The organism is Cronobacter sp. HA18003 (genome assembly GCF_011605905.1).
GTDB classification, from domain to species: Bacteria; Pseudomonadota; Gammaproteobacteria; order Enterobacterales; family Enterobacteriaceae; genus Cronobacter; species Cronobacter sakazakii.
Window position 1 is genome coordinate 1,272,847 of the sequence record NZ_JAANQO010000011.1, and the last position, 21,734, is coordinate 1,294,580.

The window sequence follows — 21,734 nt, forward strand, 5'->3', positions numbered from 1 at the left end:
AGAAATATTGTTGAGTATGAAAGTGAATATAAAAAGGATGGCAATGACAGTAAGGTTGTTTTCATTTATAACCCTTGGCGCGTTAATCGTTATTTTTCTCGCCAGTTCCGCCTCTAACCTGTGGTCGTTAACACGCAGTAATCAGGCGCTGGATGATGTGAATAAAGAAATCCGCGTCGTGCTTTCCGTGGTAGACCCGATTAACCACAGCCGGACCGTTCGCGTGCGCCTGATGGAAGCAATGATTAATCAGTCATTAGGCAAAACCTCACAGGCGGAAACCTCACTGGAGGGCGCGAATGAATTCCTACAGCACGCGGTGGAAACTTTTGATTCCTATATGGCTTCGCCTCGTACGCCGGGAGAAGAGGAAATTTTAGCGCCCTATCGACAGACCTGGCAGAATTATCTCGACAACGGTTTACGCCCCATGATCGAGGCCGCAACCAATAATGACGTAGAGCGCTTTAACCAGCTAGCAAGCTTTACCGTACCGGCGCTGGATTATCAGTTCGAAAATGAATTGCTGAAACTCCTCTCTTTCCGGGAAGATTATGCGCATAACCTTAATCTGGATGCGCAGGAACAATTTAAATACAGCCTTACGTTGCTGGGTGGGTTTACGATTATTTTTATTCTGATTCTGCTTGCGGTATTTATTCTTATCCAGCGTCGGATCCTTAAACCACTGGATATCGCGCACGCCCAGTGCAAGAAAATCGCTGAGGGTGATTTACAGAATCCGATTATTTCGCATTCCGGTGATGAAATTGGCAGGATGCTTACCGCGCTTGAACAAATGCGCCAGTCCTTGCGCAATATTATTATTCAGGTCCGCGATTCCAGCGACAGCGTGGCGCATGCCGCTGATGAAATCGCCGCCGGGAATATCGATCTCTCCGCCCGCACTGAAGAGCAGGCGGCGTCTCTTGGCGAGACCGCGGCCAGCATGGAGCAGTTGACCTCCACCGTGAAGCATACGTCTGACAATACGCATAATGCAGACCTGCTGGCGGGTTCAATGCGTGAATCGGCGCAGGAGGGCAATCAGATTATGGAAGAAGCCGTGGAATCCATGATGGAGCTTGAATCGAGCGCCAGACGTATCGACTCCATTACCGGCATCATCGAAGGCATCGCCTTCCAGACCAATATTCTGGCGCTCAACGCCGCCGTTGAAGCGGCACGCGCGGGCGAACAGGGCCGCGGATTCGCGGTAGTGGCAAGCGAGGTGCGCAATCTGGCGCAGCGTTCTTCCGCCGCCGCCAAAGAGATTAAAGAGCTGATTGAACAGTCCGGCACGCATATTACCTCCGGCAGCGAGAAAGTCAGCCGCGCGGGCGAAAGCATGAAGGCAATCATCAATTCTGTTAATCAGGTGTCGGTGCTTATGTCCGAGCTGGCGTTGTCCACCGGCGAACAGAGCCGCGGCATTGAACAAATTAACCTTGCGGTCAACCAAATGGACGCGGTCACGCAGCAGAACGCGGCGCTCGTGGAAGAAGCCTCTTCCGCCGCAATGTCGCTGAAAGAGCAGTCTCACCTGCTCAAGCAAACCGTCGATATCTTTAAAGTTAGCTGACAGAAAATAACGGGTTTAGGTCTCAGGGAACACGACGCCATCAGGCAGTCTCATTCATGTGTCCCTGAATAAAGCGCCGGGCGACAGGATGCGCCCGGCGCTTTATTCACTACGCCGCGCCGCGCTCGCTTTCAGGACTGCATAAGACGCGTCTCATCCCACTGGCACTATTTTCATGTTAAAAAAGAGATTATTTACGGGCATATGCTTCAGGAAAAACGCATGTCTGCCGATCTCTCCCAAATGGGCGGTGCCCGCGTGACGCTCACGGCGGATAAAACAGGCCGCGCGGTAATTGAAAAATGCCCGGTGGGAGCCGTTGAATACGCTTTCTATCAGGATGTGGCACATGAACTTACTGATGCCGGTATCCTGACCCCAACGTTGTTCGCTGCCGATGCTGAGCGGCGCAAGCTGACGCTTGAGTATATACCGCACGCCATTGACCAGGACGACGTGGCAGACGACCGTATTCTTGCGATACTGGCGCGCCTGCACGGTTATCCGGCTCATCCCGGCTGGCATTATCACCCTCATGGCTGGTCATATGCTGCGCTTGAAAACGCGCTCAGCCTCCTGGCACTTCCTGTGCAAGCCGCCATGCAGTTACGCACTTTTCACCGCCACAGCGCTATGCTGTTTGATAAACCCGGCCTGATTTCTGGCGACAGCAATGCGGGCAACTGGGGCAGAAGAGAAAATGGTGAATCGGTGCTGTTCGACTGGGAAAGATTCGGGCGTGGAAGCCCGGCGATTGACCTCGCACCCCTGATAAAAGGCATGGGCACGGCGCAGGCATTTGTGCAGATGGCCGGGCGTTACTGCCGCTTCTCATCTCATTACCCGGTGAGTGAACTCGCGCGCGAAATCGCCATCGCTAAAGCCTGGATTGTTACCGAGGTGGTCATACTGCTCCATGAGCGACAAAAAGCGTCGCTCCCCTTATATCTCAACTGGTACCGGGAAAATCTGCCAGACTGGCTGAATCAGTCGGTCAGGCTGCTGTAAAAAATACGCTGTTATAAATAGTCATACCAGGGCTCAAAGGCCGTCATCGCGAATAAAATAAAAATGCAGGTTAATCAGTGGAGCGGGCTAAAAGTTGCCGACGCCCTGCTGCTGGATCTTTCATTACCGGGCGCGCGGTCTTGTAAAATTCATCATCAGGCGCCTCCAGTTGTAATATCGCTGCCCCCAAATTAAGGGGGGCGTTCCGCGCCTGGAATATTTTCATCTTATTAATAATTCGCGTAAGGTTCGTCATTCCGCCGTTATCCCTGCATCAGTAAATACGCAGGGATTCTTATAAAGAACAGGAGTTCGCCATGCTAAAACGCTGCTCATCCCTTATTGTCTTTTCGATGCTGGCCGCCCCGCTTGCGCAGGCTGACACTCTTCGCGCCGTGGATGTGACCACTTTTGATGTCGCCGGTGTCAAAACGGGGATGGATTACGACCAGGCCGTGAAAGCGATGACGGATCATTTCCATGTCCCGGCATCCGCGCTGAACGTTGATAAATTTCCGATGATGAATGCCGTAACCGGTAATAAGCAGCCACAGTATGTCGGCTATGAAAAAGATGGCGTGGAGCTTTCAGTACATTTTGAAGGTCGCGTACCGGTAGATCCGGCGCACCCTCTCGCGGTATCCATGATTACCTATAAACTGCCGTGGTCAACGGATAATAAAACGGCCATGGAAAAGGCAGCTCTGGAAAAATATGGGCCTCAGTCTAACGGCACTTACACCACGCCCATGGTGTGGTGTAAGAATCCAGGGAAAATGGCGAGCGATGCCTGTAGCAATGACAGGAATCAGGCCACGCTGGAACTGTCGAATACCTCGCTCGAACTCTCCGACCCTTCCTGGAGCCAGGCGCGCATCACGTTTATGGAGAGCAAACAGACCCGCACGCCTGGGTTCTGAAACCGCTTAACGCGTAACCATGAACACAAAGGGCTGACGCTTTAGCCCTTTTCTCTTTCCGGCGATCGCTCCGCTTTGTCTGGCCTTACGCCACGGTTTTTAAGGCTCGTACGGCCTGGCGACGCATACCCAGCGCACTTTTGACATACCCGTATTATTAATCTTATTTCGCCGCGTCCTTCGCATTAATAAAAGCATCCTCAAGAAAACAAAGCGCATTTCGCAGCGCCCGATCGGCTTGCGGCAGGTTACCCGCCAGAAGATGCCAGACATGAAACATCCCGGGCCAGACTTCGAGCGTGGTGCGTACACGCGCCTCCCCCAGATTTGAAGCAAGCGTTAAGGCACCACTCAGCATGACCTCGTTCTCTCCGATCTGGATGAGGATCGGCGCAAGCCCGTGAACATTTGCGTAAACGGGGGAAGCATCAGGATGAGTGGGCAGCTCGCCGGCGAGAAAACATCGTGCCAGTGCATTAAGAAAATCGACGCGACAGAGCGGATCGATCCCGTCACGTGTCATCGCAGATAAACCGCGATGGGTAAGATCGGCCCAGGGTGAGATGGCCACCCCGCCCGCTGGCAGCGGAAGCCCCGCGTCACGCGCCTTGCGCATTATCGTCACCACCATCGCGCCCCCTGCTGAATCGCCCACCAGTACGAGGTTTTCAGGCGGGATGCCGCTATCAAGCAAGGCGCAATACGCGCGAAAGGCATCGTCAATGGGCGTCGGGAAGGGAAATTCAGGCGCCTGGCGGTAGTCCGGCGTATAAACCCGCGCGTGCAGCGCCGCAGCGATGCGGCCCGTAAGCCCGCGGTATGCGGTAACGCCGCCATGGACATAACCGCCGCCGTGAAGGTAAAGCACCACGCGGTTCTCTGTCTGTTTCTGCGGCTCACTGAGCATCGCCGGTATGTTGCCTAACGTAACGGTGCGGTAAGACACCCCTTCAATAGCAGGAAAGATTTTTTCAAGTCCCTGCATATAGTGAGCGCGCACCTCAGGCCAGCCCGCTTCTGACTGGCCATACAGTTTCTCTACCACGGGACCGGCGACATCGATCCATTTATCCAGGATCTCCTGGGCATTGTTCGGGAGCATGATTGAAACCTCTGTTGTTTAATTTCTACAATGGGATTGTATTTACTCTATTGACGAAAAAGGCTCCCCAATGACAGGCAGAAAAATCGCTTCGGGAAACACAACCGGGGCCGGGCTGGACATTCATACGCTGCGTATCTTTGTTGCGGTGGCGGAAGCCGGGAGTTTCGTGGCGGGCGGTAAGGCAATGGGACTAACGCGTTCTGCGGCGGGCAAAGCGTTGGCACGTTTAGAAGCTTACCTGGAGACACGGCTTTTTCAGCGGACCACCCGCAGTTTGTCTCTCACGGCGGAGGGCCACGCGTTTTATCATCGCTGCTGTCAGATTCTGGAAGATTTAGCAGACGCCGAATCCAGCATCCGCCAGAACCCGCGGCTGGCAAAAGGCATCCTCCGACTGACCGTCTCAGAAGGTTACGGCAAAATGATCGTGCTGCCGTTTATTCGTGAATTTTTACACCGCTCGCCAGATGTAAGTATTGAGGTTAGTTTTAGCGATCGGGTCGTGGATCTTGTCGAAGAAGGTTTCGATCTTGCGCTTCGTGTCGGCAGCGGCGTCACGAGTTATCAATACATTACGCAGGTGATAGACCGGACAACGCCACAGCTTATAGCGTCGCCGGATTATCTGCAGGAATGGGGAATGCCGACCTCGCTTGCTGAGCTGAAAAACCATCGCCGCCTGGTTTATGGGCTTGGGGCAGCCACGACGGCATGGAATTTAATTGATACCAGGCAAGGGCAGCTCGCGCTGAACGGTCGCAATTACGTCAGGTTTGACAGTGGAGATGCCATTCGCACTGCCGCGCTAATGGGGCTGGGTATTGGTTTTTTACCGTCGTTCATGGTGCAAAACGATATCCAGCAAGGCCGCCTTATCCACGTGCTGCCCGAAGCGCAGGGCGAAAATGTTGCCATTCATGCCATTTACCCTAACCGAAGGCATCTTCCTGTTCGGGTACGGGCTTTTATTGATGGTCTTAAACATTTTCTGAGTAATGCATAACCCCCTCTCTGTTGCCCGGCAACGGTGAATGTTAAGACCGGGCATACCGCTGACAAAGTTTGCGGCTCAGGCTGGTTGAGGGAAAAGACATTTTGCCGCCCGCTATTCTTGCCGTAGCGCCACATTCACTGTTGCGCGGGTTTATCCTTTTCCGGGTGGAACGGATAACAAACGCACGCCAGCTTATGTCCATCAGGGTCACGAAGATAGGCCACGTAAAAATCCGGCCCATACATCTCTCTGATGCCGGGCTTTCCTTCATCACTTCCGCCATGGCGCAGGCCTGCCGCATGGAATTTTCTCACCTCTTGCGCGCTGCTGGCTTTGAAGGAAAACATCGTGCCGTTCCCGACCGTTGCCGGTTTGTGGTTAAACGGCGGACAGATGCAAAAACTGAAGCCCTCACCGAATGGCTCTCCCCACGTCGCCCAGCCTTCGGTCCATAAGGGGATCCGTGGGACTCCCAATACGTCAAAGATGGCATCATAAAACGCCGTCATACGATCCAGGTGGTTTGTCCCTATCGTTGTGTACATCAGCATGTTGCACCTCCGGTAACGGTTTTCAGACAGCGGTAAGAATCAGGCAAACTTTCGGCAAGCTATCATTCTACTTTGAAGCGGCTCGCCTCAGCGGCAAAAACCTGGCGTCGTTTATGCCATCGTTGCAAGACGAATAGCCTTTCTGAAGCGTCCATTAAACGTAAGCTGCCAGACCCCAGGCATATGTCATGACGGTAGACGGGTGTGAGACGTTTTTAAAGGGAACAGATGAATGCGCGGGCTTACTTACTGGAGCGTTACGCTATTGCTGAGCAAGCGCAGTGGAAGGTGACATACTCCGTCAAGAAGATATGGCAGGCCTTACGCCTGCCTGTGAATTACTTCTCGGTGTATTGAAATTTACTCACTACACCGTTGTTATTGAATTCCAACAACAGAAACTGATCTCTGTCCCTGAATATGGGGATAAAGAAATAGAGACGGCGATCCACGACTTTTGAGGCATAAATCCAGTGGCTGGCGGTTTTAAACTCTTTTGGAATAGCAGGTGTACCAAGTAAAAGCAGGACATCCTTTTTAGTGGATTTACCCACAACGATACTCTTACGGATGTCTTTCTCGGAATAATTAGCTAAATCGGAGGCACGTGTTCTATCCACATTGGCAGCACAGCCAGTCAGCACGATTGTAGTGATTATCAGCAAAAGAAAATATTTCACTTTCACTCTACGTCATCCTCGTAATAAATGCCCATATCAGCGTCGTATTTTATTTCTTTGGCATAAATGACGCAGTAACCTGTTTTATCTCCATAGCTGTAACGAATCTCATATAATGCCTTTTTCTTTGGCGTGATATTCAGAACAACCGAGCATCCCCCGTATAAAGAGTGATGGATCGTTGTTTCACGATCCGGAAGCAGGTACGTTTCGAAATAAGTATCGCTATAATCTTTATTCTTCAGTTTGGGGAATCCCAGATCCCGGGTATTTCCAAGAAGGATATTGACGTAAGCGCTATGCTCCTGAACCCAGCCTCCGGTTGTTTTACCCTCGCTATCTGTCTGATACAGGGCATAGCTCATAGGCGCGCCCATCAAGCGAATTCTCGCAACATCGGATGTATTCGCCGGGGGAACATACAGGGCAGGTTTAGGAAATAAATTACTACAGCCAGCTAATAGTAACGTTGTAGAGAGTACCGCAGCTTTAATAGTGCCTGTACCAATAACAGAATAATTCATGATAGTAAAATCCTTATTACGCTACATTAAATTGTGTGCTTTATGAACAGCGGGCGGGGGGCCGTATAATTAATATTTAACGGCAGCACTCTCTTTTTCTTTAGAAGAAATACACGAGATTATTCGATCATGCTAAATGAGGAAATTTTGAGGAAGCATTTGCAGACATAAAAAAACGGGAACCAACCGGCTCCCGTTCTTACCTAACCCAGAATCTGGATTACATATTCGCGATAATAGCGTCGCCAAACTCTGAGCATTTCAGCAGCTTAGCGCCTTCCATCAGGCGTTCGAAGTCATAGGTCACGGTCTTGTTGTTGATAGCGCCTTCCATACCTTTAACGATAAGGTCAGCGGCTTCGAACCATCCCATATGACGCAGCAGTAGTTCTTAGGAAACTGTATTGCTCATTGATATAAAAAGATATTCTTTAAAAAATTTAACTTTAGCTCACCCTTTCATCGATATCTTAACGCACTGATTTCTCGTAACCTCTTCTGTGTTTTGATAACCGTTTTTCGGCTCTTTCCAGACGTAGCAAGGATTTTTAACATGACTAAAGGAGAAACCAAAAACAGATTTAGGGACCTATAACTCCAATGGGATGGGCGGCATGAAAACAACCCAGCATAAGGTATTCTTTTCAAGGCATATATGCGTCAGCAACCAGACTTTGCTTCTTTCACATACGGCCGCGCCAGCATGCACTAAGTGGTTCAAGGTTGGTTTGACGAATGGGAGGGATTCTTTCATCAATCACTTCAGGCTTGGCAAGAGAGCGGCAAATGCCTTAACTCGCCGAAATATACAACATATAGTGTTTTTTTTCATGCTCTTGCACTAGTATGAAAGCTGATGTAGATTATCTACACACGTTGAGCTTGATTAATTCTACATTTTTTGTTGATTTTGATTTCATGTAGTTGTATAAAGTACTCAGGATATGTAGGAGGCGCAACATGGTAACTAGCTTTGGTAAAACTCTCAGAAAACTGAGGATAGACCGGGGTATGGTACTTAAAAACATGGCAGACCTGCTGGGAGTAAGCTCAGCATACTTATCTGCCATTGAATTAGGTAAACGGGCTATCCCGGACACTTTAGTAAACACAGTAGAAGCTGTTTTCGGGCTAACTGGGGAAGATGCTCAGGAACTTAAACGACAGGCTGCAATTTCTCAGCCGACCATTAAGGTCGATATGTCCGATGCAGAGGATCAGAACAAAGAGTTAATGCTTGTATTTGCTCGAAAGTTTAAAGATCTGAGTCCTGAACAGCTTGATAAACTTAACAAAATGCTGAAGGACTAGACAATGACCGTAATGAAACGAGAACTTGGCCATCGAGTTTCACCTTTAAGTCACGACAAAATCAAGTCGTATGCACACCGGCTTAGGGAAGCTCTGCAAGTTTCAAATCAAGAATACTTGAGACTTGAAGTGCTTCTTGAGGCCTTAATGGCATCCGAAACTATCGATCTTGAAATCGTCGAGGATCAAGAACTTCCGAAACGATATGCAGTGACCTATCCGGATCGGAATAAAATTGTTCTTCAGCAATCTGTCTACGACGCCCTATGTGATGGTGATAACCACGCACGCTTTACAGTGGCACACGAACTTGGTCATTTAGTCATGCATCGTAATCAAGTTGCATACGCAAGGAGCAAGGTGCCTGGTGGGCATAAAATCTATGAGGACAGTGAATGGCAGGCGGATGTATTTGCTAGCCATTTCTTAATAGATGATAAGCTTGTCAAGCAAGGGATGACGCCAGACGAAATTAGTTTTACCTTCGGCGTTAGCTTGCAAGCCGCTGAAACATGGTTCAGAAAAAATGGAAAAAGATAACGAAAAAGCCAGCGTACTGCTGTCGCTGGCTTCTCCTATCGTAAGTGAATACGAAAACTTGGCGGTTATGAGTATACGCTTACCTTAGGTTTTGTCAACAGCAAAACTAAGAGGTAGTCAATCATGGGTATTACCAATACGAACGAAGAGTACATCACCATCTATCGCCCTTTCATTACTGTTAAGGGTAAAAGGATTTTTGCACATCAGAAAGGCCTTTCCGCTTTCCCGATCAAAATCCCCGTCTCTAAGTATCGTGGTTAAGACCGAAGTAACTAAAGCCTTGGGTTACACCAAGGCTTTTCTCTTTGTCCTGACTTATAGTTGATTTCTCCCAGTTGCGTATCACAAATCGGCACATAACGCAGCTTGGTAGCGCACTGTCATGGGGTGTCAGGGGTCGGAGGTTCAAATCCTCTCGTGCCGACCAAAAAATCCCAAGAAAACCAACCCGTTGCGGTTGGTTTTTTTTATGCCTGCAATTTGGCTATGGTAAAATGATGGCAAAATGATGGTAAAAACCCTGTCATTTCGCCCTCCAAAACGACGCGCGTGAGACCCACGGCTTAGAAGTTCCTAGAACTACCTTTTAACACAATAACTTACCGCGTCATGCCTGCGCTCACACGTCCCATGACGCCAAAACATGCAAAGCTGTGCAAACCGGTGCAAAGCCTTGCGTGTCTCACTTCTGTCCCACCTCTACCAGCGCCAGGCACCGACGCCCTCCGAGGTTTTGAGTTGTTTTGCGCTATTTTTTTGCCCCATGCATGCCACATAGATTGCTTTCAGGGCGCTATGGGCCATGAGATATCAGGAGCGGAAGTCGTGTCTATACGACTTAATAACACTCTGAATTTTTTCAAGGCTAAAAGTCTTGTTGTCTCATCTTCTGTTGCCATGTCAAGATCAACAGCATCCTGAAGGAGTGATATCTCGTTGCTTGCTTCATTCATCAGCATCGTTTTCCTTTCTACTGCCTCTTTCTGCTGAATATCTTTGAGTGCTTTATCGTCGGGTAGCCACTTTTCTCCATCCCAAAACTCCCATGCCCGAGGAGGACCAGACAAAGTAAACCCATCAGGAATGTCTCCAGGCTCATTAATAATCATGGTCTTGCTTTTGTCAGTAGAGTAGGCTGTCTTGCCACGATAATCTGAGGTGATAATCCATTCAGATCCATTCGCATTTCTGATTATCGCCTTTCCCTCTTGCAGAGGCGGCGGCGCGTCAAGGTATGCGCCAGCAGGAAGTCCCGTTCCTCTACTAATCATGACTTCGGAAGTGCCTATGTATTCCCCGCTGATGTCTGCAATATAAACTTTTTGGATGAAATCTTGTTCAGCAAAACCATCTGAATTGAATACCATTACGAAGCCCTCACTATCATATTCCAGACTATGTTTCTCATTCTGACTTCTGCTGAGTTTCCACGACCATAAGAAGGACTTGATTTTGATGCATCAATAGTTGCAGTCACACTGCGAAGGAAAGTTGTGTCACTCGTTGTTGTGTACGCAGCTGCAACGCCTCCTGCGCACGTTATCGCGCCTGTGCCAAATCCTCTGGAATCAACCGATGGCGCAAAAGACCCTACAATATTAGGAGCTGCGTCCAGTTGTTCCGAAAGCATTTCCCTCCCCTGATCTACTCCCCTGCCATCATCAAATCCCCTGACTACGTTAGCACGCATATCGGGAAGAACGCCTGTCGTATAAATAGAAGCTAATTTTGGGTATAGCGTTTTATCGAATGGTGCCCCATTCAACCTGAGGTATTTAATTCCAAGAGTTGAGTTGTCAGGAAGATTTAAAGAAGGCCACACTAACATCGACCCCACAGGTGAAAGAGCGTCAACCATATCTTTAATGCTATTCAATGATGGGCCAGTCCATGAGCTACCGTCTGATAGAGTGACAGTAATATTACCTGCGCCTGAAAACATTTGCTGCCAGTTTGTTTTGTCCAGGTTAAGTCCACGTAAGGCTTCGGCGGTCTGTGAGGCAAGTGACGCGGTAATTAAACTCTGTGCTTCCTGAGGAACGGAAAACCAGGCGACTCCACCTTGAGTTGGCCCCGTGTAATTACTGACAAGCGTCAGCTGAGTATTGCTAGTAATTGTTTTAACAGGCAGGGTGTAAGGAGTCCCACCAATTTTAACAACAATGAAGTCTCCCGCCTTCAGGTCTGTTGTAAATGATGTGCCGGTGCCTGAAACTGTAGCCGATTTGTTTGTAAGCGATAGAGTACCTGCCGACATGGCATTCTCCTGGTTTAATTATTCATGTTTGTTTATCGGAAATAAAACTATACGGTAGGGAATACGGCATATGGTATTTTGAAGCCACGAGAATATAGCGGAGTGTTAACGTAGTTTTTACCGTTCTGGTTTATGTACCTTAATATCACCGAACCAGACTGCTGCTTCATGACAATACCGTTTTTTGCACCAACACCTTCCTGATCTTCAGCTAAGGCTCCAGGAATGATATCCATTAGGTAAAAAGGCGTTCCGGACACGCCAACTGTCAAAGTGTTGTTTTGCAAATCATAATTTGGAGGTATAGTGATAAATCCGAGAACCCTTGGCATCTTTGCTGCTGATTTCGCCGACCATATCAATGTACCTTGAGCATTGAAAACGTCGAGATAACCACTCTCTACAGCCAAATCTATTTTCGTTTTTGCGATAAAAACAGAACCCGGCAAAAAGTATCTCGCGCCCGGAACTCCCCATCCATTCACATTAAGCCTGAACCATGCGAGTTGTCCTGGAGAATACAGATTATCATCAAGTACATACCCAAGCTGATTGAGGTTCCCAAAACCAGGGATATTCAGGTCGAAATCACCAACTGTGTCCGTGCTGGCGGCAGCAGAGGATGCTAACAGTGGTGATTTATAATCGCTGTTTACAGTAAGAGCACCCGCTGAATTTCTAACTTCGAATCCGCTCATAGGAAATTATATAAATCCACTGTTATGGTATCTGCGTAGCTCGTCCCTGGAACGAAGTAGAGAGTGAATCCACCATCATAACAGGACGTGCTCCATATTCTAACAACGCCAGTAAGCTTCACTATTGCAGCAAATGAGCCGCTGGCAGTTAATCCAGCGTAGGGAACGTTCATTTGTGATATCCCTGCAGGGGCATTTACTACGGTGCGCCCTATGTAGCGCACCATGTAGTCTCCAAGGTCTACAATTAACTTCCCACTACCATCCCAGCACTGTAACCCAGACATTAGAAAAGCCCCATTCTGATTCGCAGGATGTTATTCGAATCCCATATCTGAACGAGAGTGCTTGTTATCAGCATTTTCCCTCCTCCTGCAACTCCGTTAATTTCGAAGTTACCATCTTTACCCAGCCGCCACCCTGTAGAACCAGCAACATAGTTATTTGACTGAATAAAGGCGCCTATTTTGGCACTGGTAATGGTGCCATCCTGAATAAAAGCAGAGTTCATAAACACCTGCCCGCCCACAACAGCAAACGGCGAGAACTGGCTGGCACCGCTGCCGGTGGTCAGCACAAACTGATCGGCATTAAACGCAATACGCGTTACAACCGGCTGCCCGGCCTGCGCCAGCACCGCAATGCTCATACCTGCGCTGTAATAGTCGCCGTTAATCCGCACGCCTGCTTTCAGCGTATGAATGGCTGTCGCCCCACTGGCATCCACCACGGCGGTCAGCTTGTCTTCCAGCGCGGCCGTGACACTGCCTATCTGCGCCTGGACCTGAGTGCTCATATCAGCCAGAGCCTTATCAACGTCGGCGATAGTGGTTTTCACCACCAGAATATCGGCGCGCACTTCACCATACAGCTTCCACTGATGATCAGCCGTGGCGTTGTTCGCCAGCGCGTTCTGCATCACCGCCTCGATGTTAGTGTCGATTTGTTGCTGCAGCGCCTGGCCGTCGGCACTGGTGAGAAAATCCCCGGTAATATCACCCAGGTAATCCTCCGCGTTGTCGTTTGCCATGCCCCGCACCCAGCCAGTCCAGGCTGACTGGTTCCCGATGCGGTCCACCAGCCGTGCGCGGTACCAGAAAATCTGCCCCGCACGCAGGCCAAGCTGCGTGTAACTGTGCGCCGGATACGGCACATCCGAAAGCAGCAGCGCGTCGCTACCGTCGCTCGCGGCGGCATACTGAATTTCGGTCATCAGCGTATCGTCAGCACCGTCAGGGAAGTTCCAGTCAAGCTGGATGCCCCAGTTAATCGGCGTGGTGCGGAAGTTCAGCGGCACCGGCGGCTGCCCCACCTTGCCGGTCAGTGTCACTTCCACGCTGGTCTGCCAGACCGAGGCGACATCGCTGGCGTTTACGGCGCTGACGCGCGCCATGTACCGCCCGGCATAAATGCCCTGCACCTCAAAGCCGAGCGAGCTTGTGCGCGGCACATTCACCCAGTCGCCGTTATCCTTGCGCCACTGACATTCATACGCCACGGCGCCGGGCGCAGCAGGCCAGGCGACACGCAGGGTTTCCACGCTGAGACCCTGCACCACGCGGCTGTAACTGCTGAGGGTCACGGAGGCAGGCGGCGCCTGCACGCCCGGTGGAATGGCTGATACCGGACGCTCATCGAGCCGCGCGCCGGAATCGATGGCGCCGTACTTATCCGGGTTGTGCTGCACCGCGCTGATGGTCCAGGTACCGTCGTTGTTGTCTTCAACAGACGTGACCCGGTACTGCTGGATCGCGACATCCTGCGCATCAACCGACCAGACCGCCTCGCGCTCCGGCGTTTCGCTGAATACCGCAGAGACTGTGACGTTGCGGCCGCTGACCGCCTGAAGGGTACGGGCCTGTGATTTGCCGGACGGCAGGTTGACGATAAGCCTGTCGCCCGCTTTTGCATCCGGCACCCGGTCGAGCGTCAGCGCGCGACCGTTTACCTGGCTGATACGCCCGCCCGTTACCCGCCCCGACAGATACTGATCCGCCACGCCGATGATATGGCCCGGCAACGGGATCATGCCTTCCAGCCCGGTGGCGAAACTCACCATCCGGTCTTTAGCATTTGTCAGCAGCGCCCAGCGGCCGCGGCGGCTGGCCTCGGTGCGCCGCGTGCAGCCGATGGCGGCGATTTGCGTCTGGCGCACGCCGTAGCGCCGCACCAGATCAGGCTCCATCACCGCTTCCACTTCATCGGTGTAATGGTTCTCCGGGTTTGACCAGCTCACCATCGCCGTTGAATAACGGTTCTTCTCGCTGCCGCTGGCGTAGGAGAATTTGCCGTCAATAACGTTGGCGCGGGTGTAGACATACGTCATATCGCGCGGCATATCCGCCAGCGCGGCCAGCTGATTACCGGCCCAGTAGGTCATGCCGCGGAAGATGCTCGCCAGGTCGCGCAGCACCGTAAACGCCTCGTTCTGGCTCTGGATATACACGTCGCAGAGAAAGCGGGGCTCGGTACCGCTGCCGCCGGTACCGTCCGGCACGGGCTGATCGCAGTACTGCGCGATGCGATAGAGTTCCCACTTGTCCACCTGCGTCGCGTCCAGCCGGTCTCCGATCCCGAAACGGTCACTCAGCACCAGGTCGTAAAACACCCAGGCGGGATTATTGCTCCAGGCCCATTTAAACGATCCGTCCCAGGTGCCGGAATAGGTGCGCGCCACCGGATCGTATGTCGTAGGCACGCGGATTTGCCGCCCGCGGGCGCGTACGCTGATCTGCGGAATATTGCTGAACTGCTTCGCGTTGAACGACACAAAGAGCAGCGCGGTGTTCGGGTAGCGCAGCTTTGCATCGATGATTTCGGAATACGCTTCGATGTTCGTCGTATCCACGATGCGGCTGGAGGTGCTGTCCGCCGTCGTCCGGCTCACACGAAGCTGCCAGCCGGTCCGGGCAGGCGGAAGGTCAATGCGATGGCTGCGCTCATAAAGCGAGGTGGTTTTACCGTCGAATGCACTGTTCAGCACCGTGGTATATCCGCCACCGTCAGTGGACAACTCAATTTTGTATTCGACGCGGTAGCCCACCACATCCCCGTTGTCCTTCATTCGCTGCAGTGAAGGCACACCGAGACGCACCCGGACCGCAGAAAGCTGCGTGTTGCTGATGGCGCGCGTCCACGGCTGTGTGGCTTTAAGCTGAGTGTTAACGGTGATTTCATTTTCCACCGACGGTATGCCGGGGATGTAATCCTGCGTCTGGGTGCCAGGGCGAAATTCCCATTTCACATCGGGAAAATTAAGCGTGCCGTCGGCGCTGCGGATCGGGGTACCGTCGAGGAAAATATCTTTATCCGTCAGGCCGCCGGCGAACTCCCCCTCGCCCAGCGCCAGCAGTATTTTGGCCGTCGCGATCGACTGTAATGAATCAGGAGACTCCCGCGGCGTGCGTGAATTACCACCGCCACCCTTTTTACCGGTTATTTTTTCCATACCGCGCCCATAAAAAAAGCGCCCTCGGGCGCTGTTATCATGCTTAAAATTTGTCTATCGAGAGGCTTGGTCGACAACCTGTCTATCATGCTCCCGGCTAATTACTGGTCATTGGTGTAGATACCGGCGGAGACAATCGCGCCGCCGATTTCGCGCTCGCCATACAGGAGCCCGACGGGGTTACCCATTGCCGTGGTATTCACGGGCCCGCCGAACGCATAGCTCGGCGCGTTATCGGGGTCCTGACGCGATGCCAGCCCGCCGGGCTGGGGTGACAGCATCTGCACCACGCCGCCAATCATCATCGAACCGCCCATAAGGCCAATACTCATCGCCGTGCTGCCTTGAATGGCGCCGATACCCACGGGGCCAAGAGCAAGCGCTCCCACCACCAGCACGGCACCAAGAATGGTCTGCAGCACACCGCCACGTTTGCTGCCGGCAATCACCGGCGCGATGCGGATATCCTCTTCGCCGCTGTTATGTTTCAGCTCGTCCTGGCCGATGTTCTTTTTCCCCCGGAACACGGCAAAGCGCAGGCCGCGCAGGTGCGCCGTCTGCATGTACTGCTCAAAACCCGGAAGAATGACCGACAGCGCGCGGCAGGCTTCTGCAGGGCTGGCAATCACCAGCCGGTGCACCCGGCCGAACCGCGCGCCAAGCGCGCCGTACAGCCGCACCGTTTTCAGTTCGTTCATGGCAGATCCTTGTGTCTGACTATTTTAATCGTGCGCTCGCGCAGATAGCCGCCGTAAGGCGTTGCGCAGGAGAGCTGGCCGTACAGATGATGCAGCAGCTGGTTACCTTCCAGCAGAATACCGGCATGATTCACCACCGGCGCGGATACCTGCATCAGCACCATGTCGCCAGGGCGCGGCTCTGTGACCTCGCGAAACCCCTCCGCATACCAGTTATCCATATAGAGATTTTCGCCCCGCTCCCACCACGGGTAATCCACGCTGTAGTTGCGAAGCATCACACCCTGCCGGCGGTGCCAGTCCATCACCAGCGACCAGCAGTCGGCATAACCCAGCTCAAAGGCGCGCCCTTCCAGCGGCCGTTCGCCGCGGGGCGCGATGGTGCGCAGGTCGCCTTCCGGCCATGAGACGATTACCCAGGGGATGCCGTGGGCGTCGCACTGCAGCTGGTCGAGCTCGCTCGGCTGGGTGGTGGCGCCGTCGCCCGGGTGGGAATGCACAATGGCAGTAACGGTTCCCCAGTCTTCCGCCGCCGCGTAATCCTCCGGCGACAGCTCAAACTGCTCCTCCGGCGCGCCGGTGATGTTCCGGCACGGGAAATACCGTTCGACGCGGCTTTTCTGCGCCACCACGCCGCAGCACTCGCGCGGGTATTCCGCCTCAGCATGGGCCAGGATATCGGCAATGGTTTTATCGCGCATGGTTACCTCCGGATCAGGCTGGCGCCGGGAAAGCCGCCGAAATCGAGCCGGGCATCCGAACCAAAGCGTTTTTTACAGTCGGTCAGCAGGCCCGAGCATTTATCCTGTGCCGGGTCGGTCACCGGGTTACCTTTCAGATCAAACATGCGCGGGCCGTTGTAGGTACAGCCGTCACCGCTGCGGTATTTGTTGCGGCAGGCCCAGGTGCAGACCGCCGTGATTTGCCGCGTCGGGATCAGCAGTCCCTGCAGGTCCATCGGGCTGGAGAGGCGGAACTCCACCACTTCATTGTCTTCAGCCGCCTTGCTGTCGATGTAAAACACCTGGCGGAAATACTGCCCCGGATCGGCAGACGGGTTGCCGTCGGGAAAGGTGCGCGCATCGAGATACTGGCCGAACGTATCCAGAACAGTAACCTTCGCCTGTACCATGTCATCAAAGCGCAGGCAGAGCGCGGTCACCACGCCATCAAGGTTAGCGACGCGCAGCACCGGCTCCGCGCTCTGGCCGTCACTCGACGACGCCAGCCCGGTAATTTCAAACGGCCAGGCACCGTACTCCTCGCCATCAAACCAGATGGATTTAGCGGCAAGCTTTGAGGTGTCACCGCCGCTTGCCGCGATTTCTTCCGGCGAGTGGGGAATGGTGCAGGCGTGAAAGCGCAGCACGCCTGCGCCGAACGCCGAGCCGTCGACGGTCACCAGGCGGACGCTGTCGCCGGGCTCGAGCTTCTGAACGTCATTGCTGATTGCCATAAGTACCTACGGAGCGAATGCCTGTGTGAAGGTCGCTGAAAGCGAATATTTACCGGCGCCCAGCGCCGACGGGCGGTAGGCGTCACAGCGGTAAAGCCCCGCGCCTTTCAGCGGTGCCTGCCAGATGAATGAACGGCTGCCGCCATGCCTGTCCAGGAAATCCATAATCGCGGTGATGTAGCTTTCATCCCCAACGAATTCCAGATCCCATTTCTGACCGCGGGCGTTGATGCCGTCGCCCGACGCCTGGGCATACCCGTCGCCGAACTGCGCGCGGCGGACGCGGTGAGTGACCTCGCCGCCGGCATTAATGCGCGGGCACCAGGTAAAGGTTTCGGTTGCCATGTTTCACCCATAAAAAAACCCGCCGCAGCGGGTAAGTAAGGAGGGTCAGCGCTTGCCCTGCGTGGCGTTCCACAACGGAGTGCCGGGCTTGCGCAGTTGCGTGTTGATGGTATCGATGATGGCGCCGGTGATCTGGTTAGCCACCGCGCCGGCGGCGTTAGTGTTGCCCTGCGCACCGCCTGTGCCGCCTGTGAAATTAATGGTACCGATGCTGAGGCTGACACCCGCGCCGCCCTGCGTGCCACTGCCCAGCGCTTTTACACCAAGCCTGCCGGTGGCGTCGCGGGTCAGCGGCATAATGGCTTCCGGCCCGGCCTCGCCCATCACGCCCGCCCCTTTCGCAAACGCAAAAAAGGTGGGAGTGTCAACGACACTGCCGCTGTAGCTACTCAGATCGGCTGACGAATAAACCCCACCCTTCGCGTTAAACTGGAAAGACGCGCCGTAGTTCTGGATGGCGGTGCCTGCATTCGCGCCGCCGGATGCGCTTCCGGCGACACCGCCCACAATTCCACCGAGGAGGGAGCCAAGAAGTCCACTGCCAGACGAACCGCCACCCATCGCGTTAACCACGGCCATCTGGAGTGCAACCTTTGAGATAGTCTGCAGAACGGATAACCCCCAGTCCTTCCAGCTTGCCTTGTTACCCACCAGCATTGCGGAGACGTTATCAAGCGCACTGTCCATCGTGGAGGTAATACCCTGCGATACCGTGCCGGCAATGTTGCTAACGTTATCCATCCAGTCAGCCAGACCAGCGCTTACGCCCGCCCTCCAGTCCAGTTCGCTGGCTTTCGCCTGCTTATATTTTTTATCAAGCGCATCCAGTGCCGAATCGCGGGCAGCCACAGCCTCTGCACCTCTATCAGTTTTGTCAAAGACGCGTTCTACCTCCTGGCGATCCCGGTACTGCTCCTGTTCACGGCTTCCCATGCCAGAGGTCGCGACGTTAAGCGCCGCTTCATCCTGGTAGCGCCGCGTGGCGTCTTTAAGGTCTTTCAGCGCATCGGCCATTTCGCGCTGCTTCCGCACGGCTTCGTCGGCTTTTTGGGTCCACTGCGCCAGCGCCACGGCACCAGCCTCAATGGATTTGCGCTGCTCCTCGCTCCACTTCGTACCGTTCTCATGGGATGCTGCGTAGAGTTCAGCTGCCTTCTCACCCTGCGTGGCGCGGACTTTTTGCACCTCAGTGGCGACGCTGAGGTCAGCCATTTTCCGGCTGTATTGCTCAGCAGTCTGCGCGGCCTCGCGTGCGGCGTTGGCTGCATCGCGTGTGGCATCTGCCTGAGACCTTTGAGCGTCAGCAACTCGCTGCGCATTGTTGTATTCGGCTTCGGCCGCCTTTATATAGTCCGCAGCATATGTAGAGTTTTCAGGGCCTGTACGGCCCATTTTTTCGAGTTCAAATTGCGCTTGCTTACGAGCCCTAGCAAGGCCGGTTAATCCGGCAAGCTCTGCCTGCTGTTGCTTTTGAATAAGGCTTTGCTGATCTTGGGTTGATACTGGAGCCTGTGGAATGGCAAACGGGACATTAACCAGAGCGTTTCTTGATGAGAGAAGCTGATTACCAAGCGAAAGCAGTCTGTTTAGCTCAGAATGCTGGCCATTCATCATCAGCAAAGAATAATAAGCCTGGTTTTGCTTCCATGCCTGCTCGCGGAGCTGGTCAGTCCTGCGACGCTCGATTTCTGCCAGAGCCTGCTGAATAATACGTGCCTGCTCCCGGAGTTGATTGAGCTTGTCTTCCTCGACAGCTAAATCACCTGTAACAATGGAAATGGCGCGCACTATATTAAGATCGTTTTCTCCAGTGATGCCGGGTTTACCCCTCGCAGCATTGAGATCATCTATTTGCCGTTTAAGGGCTTCGACTTTTTCCTGCTGCTCGCCAACTAAGCGATTTTGCTCTGCCAGAGACTCAACTGTTTTTTTACGATTTTCCTCAACATCAGGGAGAGACATGGTTGAGGTTTTTTCTCTGATCTGATCTATCTGCTTGGCGTACTCTTGCGCAGACTGGCGAGCCTGCTCCTGACTTTGATACAAGGCATACCATGCACCTGCTCCAAGCATGACGAGACCAGGCACTCCGCCAATTAATCCCATCGCCCCGCCCATTAGCCGGGTGCCGACAGAAGTAACGCTATTTAAGTTGTTTTGTGCGGTGATTCTACCGTCAAGATTACGTTTTAGTGCAGCCTGAGCAGATGCCAGCCTTCTCTCCGCGGCAGCCTGTGCGTCCGCATTCTTTGCGGCAGCCAATCCCGATTGGGCTCTTTCCAGCGCAGCACGTGCCCTCACCTTTTCTGTCGCAGTTCCGCTGGCCAGTGCTGCGGTCAGGCGAGCCTGTGCAGCAGTAACTTTTGCTTCTGCGGCAGCAATCTTTTCCTGCTGAGCAGCCTGCACATCAGCGCCGCGCGCCGCCTGAAGAGCTTGCTGTGCTCGATAAACGTTCGCTCTGGACGCGGCGACTGACGATTGTGCTGCTTTATCCTGGGCAACTGCCAATGCAACTTCAGCTTTTGCAGCTGAAATTAGTGAAGTCGTTGCACCAGTAGCACTACTGACAATGCCACTAAGATATTTCGCCAGGCCAATACCTACCAGACCAGTGGCAGCAGTAGTAACAAGCGTCATATTATTGGCAACGTCATCCAGCGCGCCGCTTACAGCTGAACGTGACAGACCATCAAGAAAACCAGCGAGACCATCTAACCCACCAGACAATGCTGCCGTAGCACCAGTTGCCTGATTTACTCCTCCAACCCATGCCATAAAGGAGTTCGTTACCCTCTGCATCGAACCGGAGACAGTTTGCGGCATTGAACTAAATTCACCGCGCAACGTTTCGAGCTGACTAACGATCGCAGGAACAACCTTATCAATGGTCAGCTGCCCCTGATCCGCCATCGCCTTGAGGTCTTTTCTCGCAACCCCCATACCAGCAGCCAGCGCCCTGACAACGCGATCGCCTGATTCATTGACGGCGTTGAACTCTTCACCACGCAATACACCCTGCGCCAGCGCCTGACTAAACTGAGTAATTACGGATCCGGACTCCTCTGCACTGGCTCCTGAAATCTTCAGCCCAGTAGAAACTGCCTCGGTTACCCTCAAAACATCCGCCGAGTCGTAACCAAATTCCCGCATAGATGCCGCAGCGCGTGAAAAGAGATTGGCATTATCAGAAAACGCGGTCCCGGTTCGTTGGCTAATCTGCATGAGCTGCAACTGAGAGTTAGTGAAGTCATCAGTCGAGCTGGATGCCTGTTTCAAACGGGCATTAACTGAGGTCCATTCGTCGGCGATCTGAACTAATTTTCCTGTAGCGAATGCAGCACCAGCTGCAGCTGCGGCCCTGCCTGCGCTAGCGAAGCCATCTGTTAGCTCCGCTAAAGCCTTTTCACTTTCCTTTGCGGACGCTGCAGCTTGCCTGCTACCATTCTGCATGGTGCGGTAGTAATCCGAACCCATGCGCGAGGCACGAGCAATCTCAGATTGGAAAGATTGAGAGTTTGCGGATATTTTGATTATTAGCTCGCGTAGAGCAGCCATCTCTTGCACCTTCTGATAGAGAATTTTTTAACATTCAGTCCGTAGCAGGAAGCGGGAAA

19 protein-coding genes, 1 tRNA gene and 1 pseudogene are annotated in these 21,734 nt (G+C 53.1%); 7 read left to right on the top strand and 14 right to left on the bottom strand.

All coding sequences use genetic code 11. The features are described from left to right. Positions 1-43: 43 nt before the first annotated feature. The 3 genes from G6041_RS07095 (at position 44) to G6041_RS07105 (ending at position 3,510) form a co-directional block, all read left to right on the top strand. Complete coding sequence (locus G6041_RS07095; RefSeq protein WP_007849347.1) at positions 44-1,582, top strand: methyl-accepting chemotaxis protein; 1,539 nt, start codon at positions 44-46, stop codon at positions 1,580-1,582. Between the two features lie 204 nt (positions 1,583-1,786). Continuing rightward, positions 1,787-2,590: a phosphotransferase gene (locus G6041_RS07100; protein ID WP_012125044.1), complete on the top strand. Its 804-nt coding sequence runs from the start codon at positions 1,787-1,789 to the stop codon at positions 2,588-2,590. A gap of 317 nt (positions 2,591-2,907) precedes the next feature. After that, positions 2,908-3,510 (top strand): hypothetical protein, encoded by a 603-nt coding sequence (locus tag G6041_RS07105; RefSeq protein WP_041460531.1) that lies wholly within the window; start codon positions 2,908-2,910, stop codon positions 3,508-3,510. A gap of 163 nt (positions 3,511-3,673) precedes the next feature. Here G6041_RS07105 and G6041_RS07110 read toward each other — a convergent pair whose 3' ends face one another. After that, positions 3,674-4,612 (bottom strand): alpha/beta hydrolase, encoded by a 939-nt coding sequence (locus tag G6041_RS07110; protein ID WP_012125047.1) that lies wholly within the window; start codon positions 4,610-4,612, stop codon positions 3,674-3,676. Between the two features lie 70 nt (positions 4,613-4,682). Between G6041_RS07110 and G6041_RS07115 the strand changes: the two genes are divergently transcribed. Next, on the top strand, positions 4,683-5,618 hold the full coding sequence (locus tag G6041_RS07115; protein ID WP_012125048.1) for a LysR family transcriptional regulator: 936 nt from the start codon (positions 4,683-4,685) through the stop codon (positions 5,616-5,618). A 125-nt stretch (positions 5,619-5,743) separates the two neighbouring features. On the opposite strand, the gene G6041_RS07120 is transcribed toward G6041_RS07115, so the two are convergent. The 4 genes and pseudogenes from G6041_RS07120 to G6041_RS07135 all read right to left on the bottom strand — a co-directional run. After that, positions 5,744-6,160 carry a VOC family protein gene (locus G6041_RS07120; RefSeq protein WP_012125049.1) on the bottom strand — a complete coding sequence of 139 codons (417 nt, stop codon included), beginning with the start codon at positions 6,158-6,160 and terminating at the stop codon, positions 5,744-5,746. A 338-nt stretch (positions 6,161-6,498) separates the two neighbouring features. Further along, complete coding sequence (gene bamE, locus G6041_RS07125; protein WP_007900334.1) at positions 6,499-6,846, bottom strand: outer membrane protein assembly factor BamE domain-containing protein; 348 nt, start codon at positions 6,844-6,846, stop codon at positions 6,499-6,501. Further along, complete coding sequence (locus tag G6041_RS07130) at positions 6,843-7,364, bottom strand: hypothetical protein (protein WP_225805783.1); 522 nt, start codon at positions 7,362-7,364, stop codon at positions 6,843-6,845. The genes bamE and G6041_RS07130 overlap by 4 nt, the downstream gene beginning before the upstream one ends. 220 nt (positions 7,365-7,584) lie before the next feature. Beyond that, a pseudogene (locus G6041_RS07135) lies at positions 7,585-7,755 on the bottom strand (isocitrate/isopropylmalate family dehydrogenase); the annotation flags it as partial. A gap of 569 nt (positions 7,756-8,324) precedes the next feature. Between G6041_RS07135 and G6041_RS07140 the strand changes: the two are divergent. From G6041_RS07140 to G6041_RS07150, 3 genes are all read left to right on the top strand, one after another. Beyond that, positions 8,325-8,675 carry a helix-turn-helix transcriptional regulator gene (locus G6041_RS07140; RefSeq protein WP_024558003.1) on the top strand — a complete coding sequence of 117 codons (351 nt, stop codon included), beginning with the start codon at positions 8,325-8,327 and terminating at the stop codon, positions 8,673-8,675. 3 nt (positions 8,676-8,678) lie between these two features. Beyond that, positions 8,679-9,215 (top strand): ImmA/IrrE family metallo-endopeptidase, encoded by a 537-nt coding sequence (locus G6041_RS07145; protein ID WP_029039689.1) that lies wholly within the window; start codon positions 8,679-8,681, stop codon positions 9,213-9,215. 353 nt (positions 9,216-9,568) lie between these two features. Next, positions 9,569-9,645 (top strand) — tRNA-Pro (locus tag G6041_RS07150). A 358-nt stretch (positions 9,646-10,003) separates the two neighbouring features. Here the strand turns inward: G6041_RS07150 and G6041_RS07155 are convergent. The 9 genes from G6041_RS07155 to G6041_RS07195 form a co-directional block, all read right to left on the bottom strand. Beyond that, positions 10,004-10,585, bottom strand: a complete 582-nt coding sequence (locus tag G6041_RS07155) for a tail fiber assembly protein (RefSeq protein WP_012124246.1) — start codon at positions 10,583-10,585, stop codon at positions 10,004-10,006. Beyond that, on the bottom strand, positions 10,585-11,475 hold the full coding sequence (locus G6041_RS21600) for a tail fiber protein (protein WP_341773930.1): 891 nt from the start codon (positions 11,473-11,475) through the stop codon (positions 10,585-10,587). The genes G6041_RS07155 and G6041_RS21600 overlap by 1 nt, the downstream gene beginning before the upstream one ends. A 47-nt stretch (positions 11,476-11,522) precedes the next feature. Beyond that, positions 11,523-12,173, bottom strand: coding sequence for a hypothetical protein (locus tag G6041_RS07165; RefSeq protein ID WP_012124245.1), 651 nt, complete (start codon positions 12,171-12,173; stop codon positions 11,523-11,525). Positions 12,174-12,459: 286 nt separating this feature from the next. Then, the gene (locus G6041_RS07170) at positions 12,460-15,621 is read right to left on the bottom strand and encodes a host specificity protein J (protein WP_166491645.1); all 3,162 of its coding nucleotides are present in this window, start codon (positions 15,619-15,621) and stop codon (positions 12,460-12,462) included. 101 nt (positions 15,622-15,722) lie between these two features. Beyond that, positions 15,723-16,319, bottom strand: a complete 597-nt coding sequence (locus G6041_RS07175) for a tail assembly protein (protein ID WP_076722018.1) — start codon at positions 16,317-16,319, stop codon at positions 15,723-15,725. Then, positions 16,316-17,020 (bottom strand): C40 family peptidase, encoded by a 705-nt coding sequence (locus tag G6041_RS07180; RefSeq protein WP_166491646.1) that lies wholly within the window; start codon positions 17,018-17,020, stop codon positions 16,316-16,318. Before G6041_RS07180 ends, G6041_RS07175 begins: the two co-directional genes overlap by 4 nt. A 2-nt stretch (positions 17,021-17,022) precedes the next feature. Further along, a complete protein-coding gene (locus tag G6041_RS07185; protein WP_166491647.1) occupies positions 17,023-17,775 on the bottom strand; it encodes a phage minor tail protein L in 753 nt (250 codons plus the stop codon). Between the two features lie 6 nt (positions 17,776-17,781). Then, complete coding sequence (locus G6041_RS07190; RefSeq protein ID WP_014728463.1) at positions 17,782-18,120, bottom strand: phage tail protein; 339 nt, start codon at positions 18,118-18,120, stop codon at positions 17,782-17,784. 45 nt (positions 18,121-18,165) lie between these two features. Further along, the gene (locus tag G6041_RS07195; RefSeq protein ID WP_166491648.1) at positions 18,166-21,675 is read right to left on the bottom strand and encodes a phage tail tape measure protein; all 3,510 of its coding nucleotides are present in this window, start codon (positions 21,673-21,675) and stop codon (positions 18,166-18,168) included. Positions 21,676-21,734: the final 59 nt, after the last annotated feature.

Excerpts from the sequence above, each read along its gene's own strand:
- G6041_RS07145 (WP_029039689.1), top strand. The coding sequence starts at position 8,679 with ATGACCGTAATGAAACGAGAACTTGGCCATCGAGTTTCACCTTTAAGT.
- G6041_RS07185 (WP_166491647.1), bottom strand. The coding sequence starts at position 17,775 with ATGGCAATCAGCAATGACGTTCAGAAGCTCGAGCCCGGCGACAGCGTC.
- G6041_RS07170 (WP_166491645.1), bottom strand. The coding sequence starts at position 15,621 with ATGGAAAAAATAACCGGTAAAAAGGGTGGCGGTGGTAATTCACGCACG.
- G6041_RS07155 (WP_012124246.1), bottom strand. The coding sequence starts at position 10,585 with ATGGTATTCAATTCAGATGGTTTTGCTGAACAAGATTTCATCCAAAAA.
- G6041_RS07165 (WP_012124245.1), bottom strand. The coding sequence starts at position 12,173 with ATGAGCGGATTCGAAGTTAGAAATTCAGCGGGTGCTCTTACTGTAAAC.
- G6041_RS21600 (WP_341773930.1), bottom strand. The coding sequence starts at position 11,475 with ATGTCGGCAGGTACTCTATCGCTTACAAACAAATCGGCTACAGTTTCA.
- G6041_RS07120 (WP_012125049.1), bottom strand. The coding sequence starts at position 6,160 with ATGCTGATGTACACAACGATAGGGACAAACCACCTGGATCGTATGACG.
- G6041_RS07195 (WP_166491648.1), bottom strand. The coding sequence starts at position 21,675 with ATGGCTGCTCTACGCGAGCTAATAATCAAAATATCCGCAAACTCTCAA.
- G6041_RS07115 (WP_012125048.1), top strand. The coding sequence starts at position 4,683 with ATGACAGGCAGAAAAATCGCTTCGGGAAACACAACCGGGGCCGGGCTG.
- G6041_RS07110 (WP_012125047.1), bottom strand. The coding sequence starts at position 4,612 with ATGCTCCCGAACAATGCCCAGGAGATCCTGGATAAATGGATCGATGTC.
- G6041_RS07095 (WP_007849347.1), top strand. The coding sequence starts at position 44 with ATGACAGTAAGGTTGTTTTCATTTATAACCCTTGGCGCGTTAATCGTT.
- G6041_RS07130 (WP_225805783.1), bottom strand. The coding sequence starts at position 7,364 with ATGAATTATTCTGTTATTGGTACAGGCACTATTAAAGCTGCGGTACTC.
- G6041_RS07190 (WP_014728463.1), bottom strand. The coding sequence starts at position 18,120 with ATGGCAACCGAAACCTTTACCTGGTGCCCGCGCATTAATGCCGGCGGC.
- G6041_RS07140 (WP_024558003.1), top strand. The coding sequence starts at position 8,325 with ATGGTAACTAGCTTTGGTAAAACTCTCAGAAAACTGAGGATAGACCGG.
- G6041_RS07100 (WP_012125044.1), top strand. The coding sequence starts at position 1,787 with ATGCTTCAGGAAAAACGCATGTCTGCCGATCTCTCCCAAATGGGCGGT.
- G6041_RS07175 (WP_076722018.1), bottom strand. The coding sequence starts at position 16,319 with ATGAACGAACTGAAAACGGTGCGGCTGTACGGCGCGCTTGGCGCGCGG.
- G6041_RS07180 (WP_166491646.1), bottom strand. The coding sequence starts at position 17,020 with ATGCGCGATAAAACCATTGCCGATATCCTGGCCCATGCTGAGGCGGAA.
- G6041_RS07105 (WP_041460531.1), top strand. The coding sequence starts at position 2,908 with ATGCTAAAACGCTGCTCATCCCTTATTGTCTTTTCGATGCTGGCCGCC.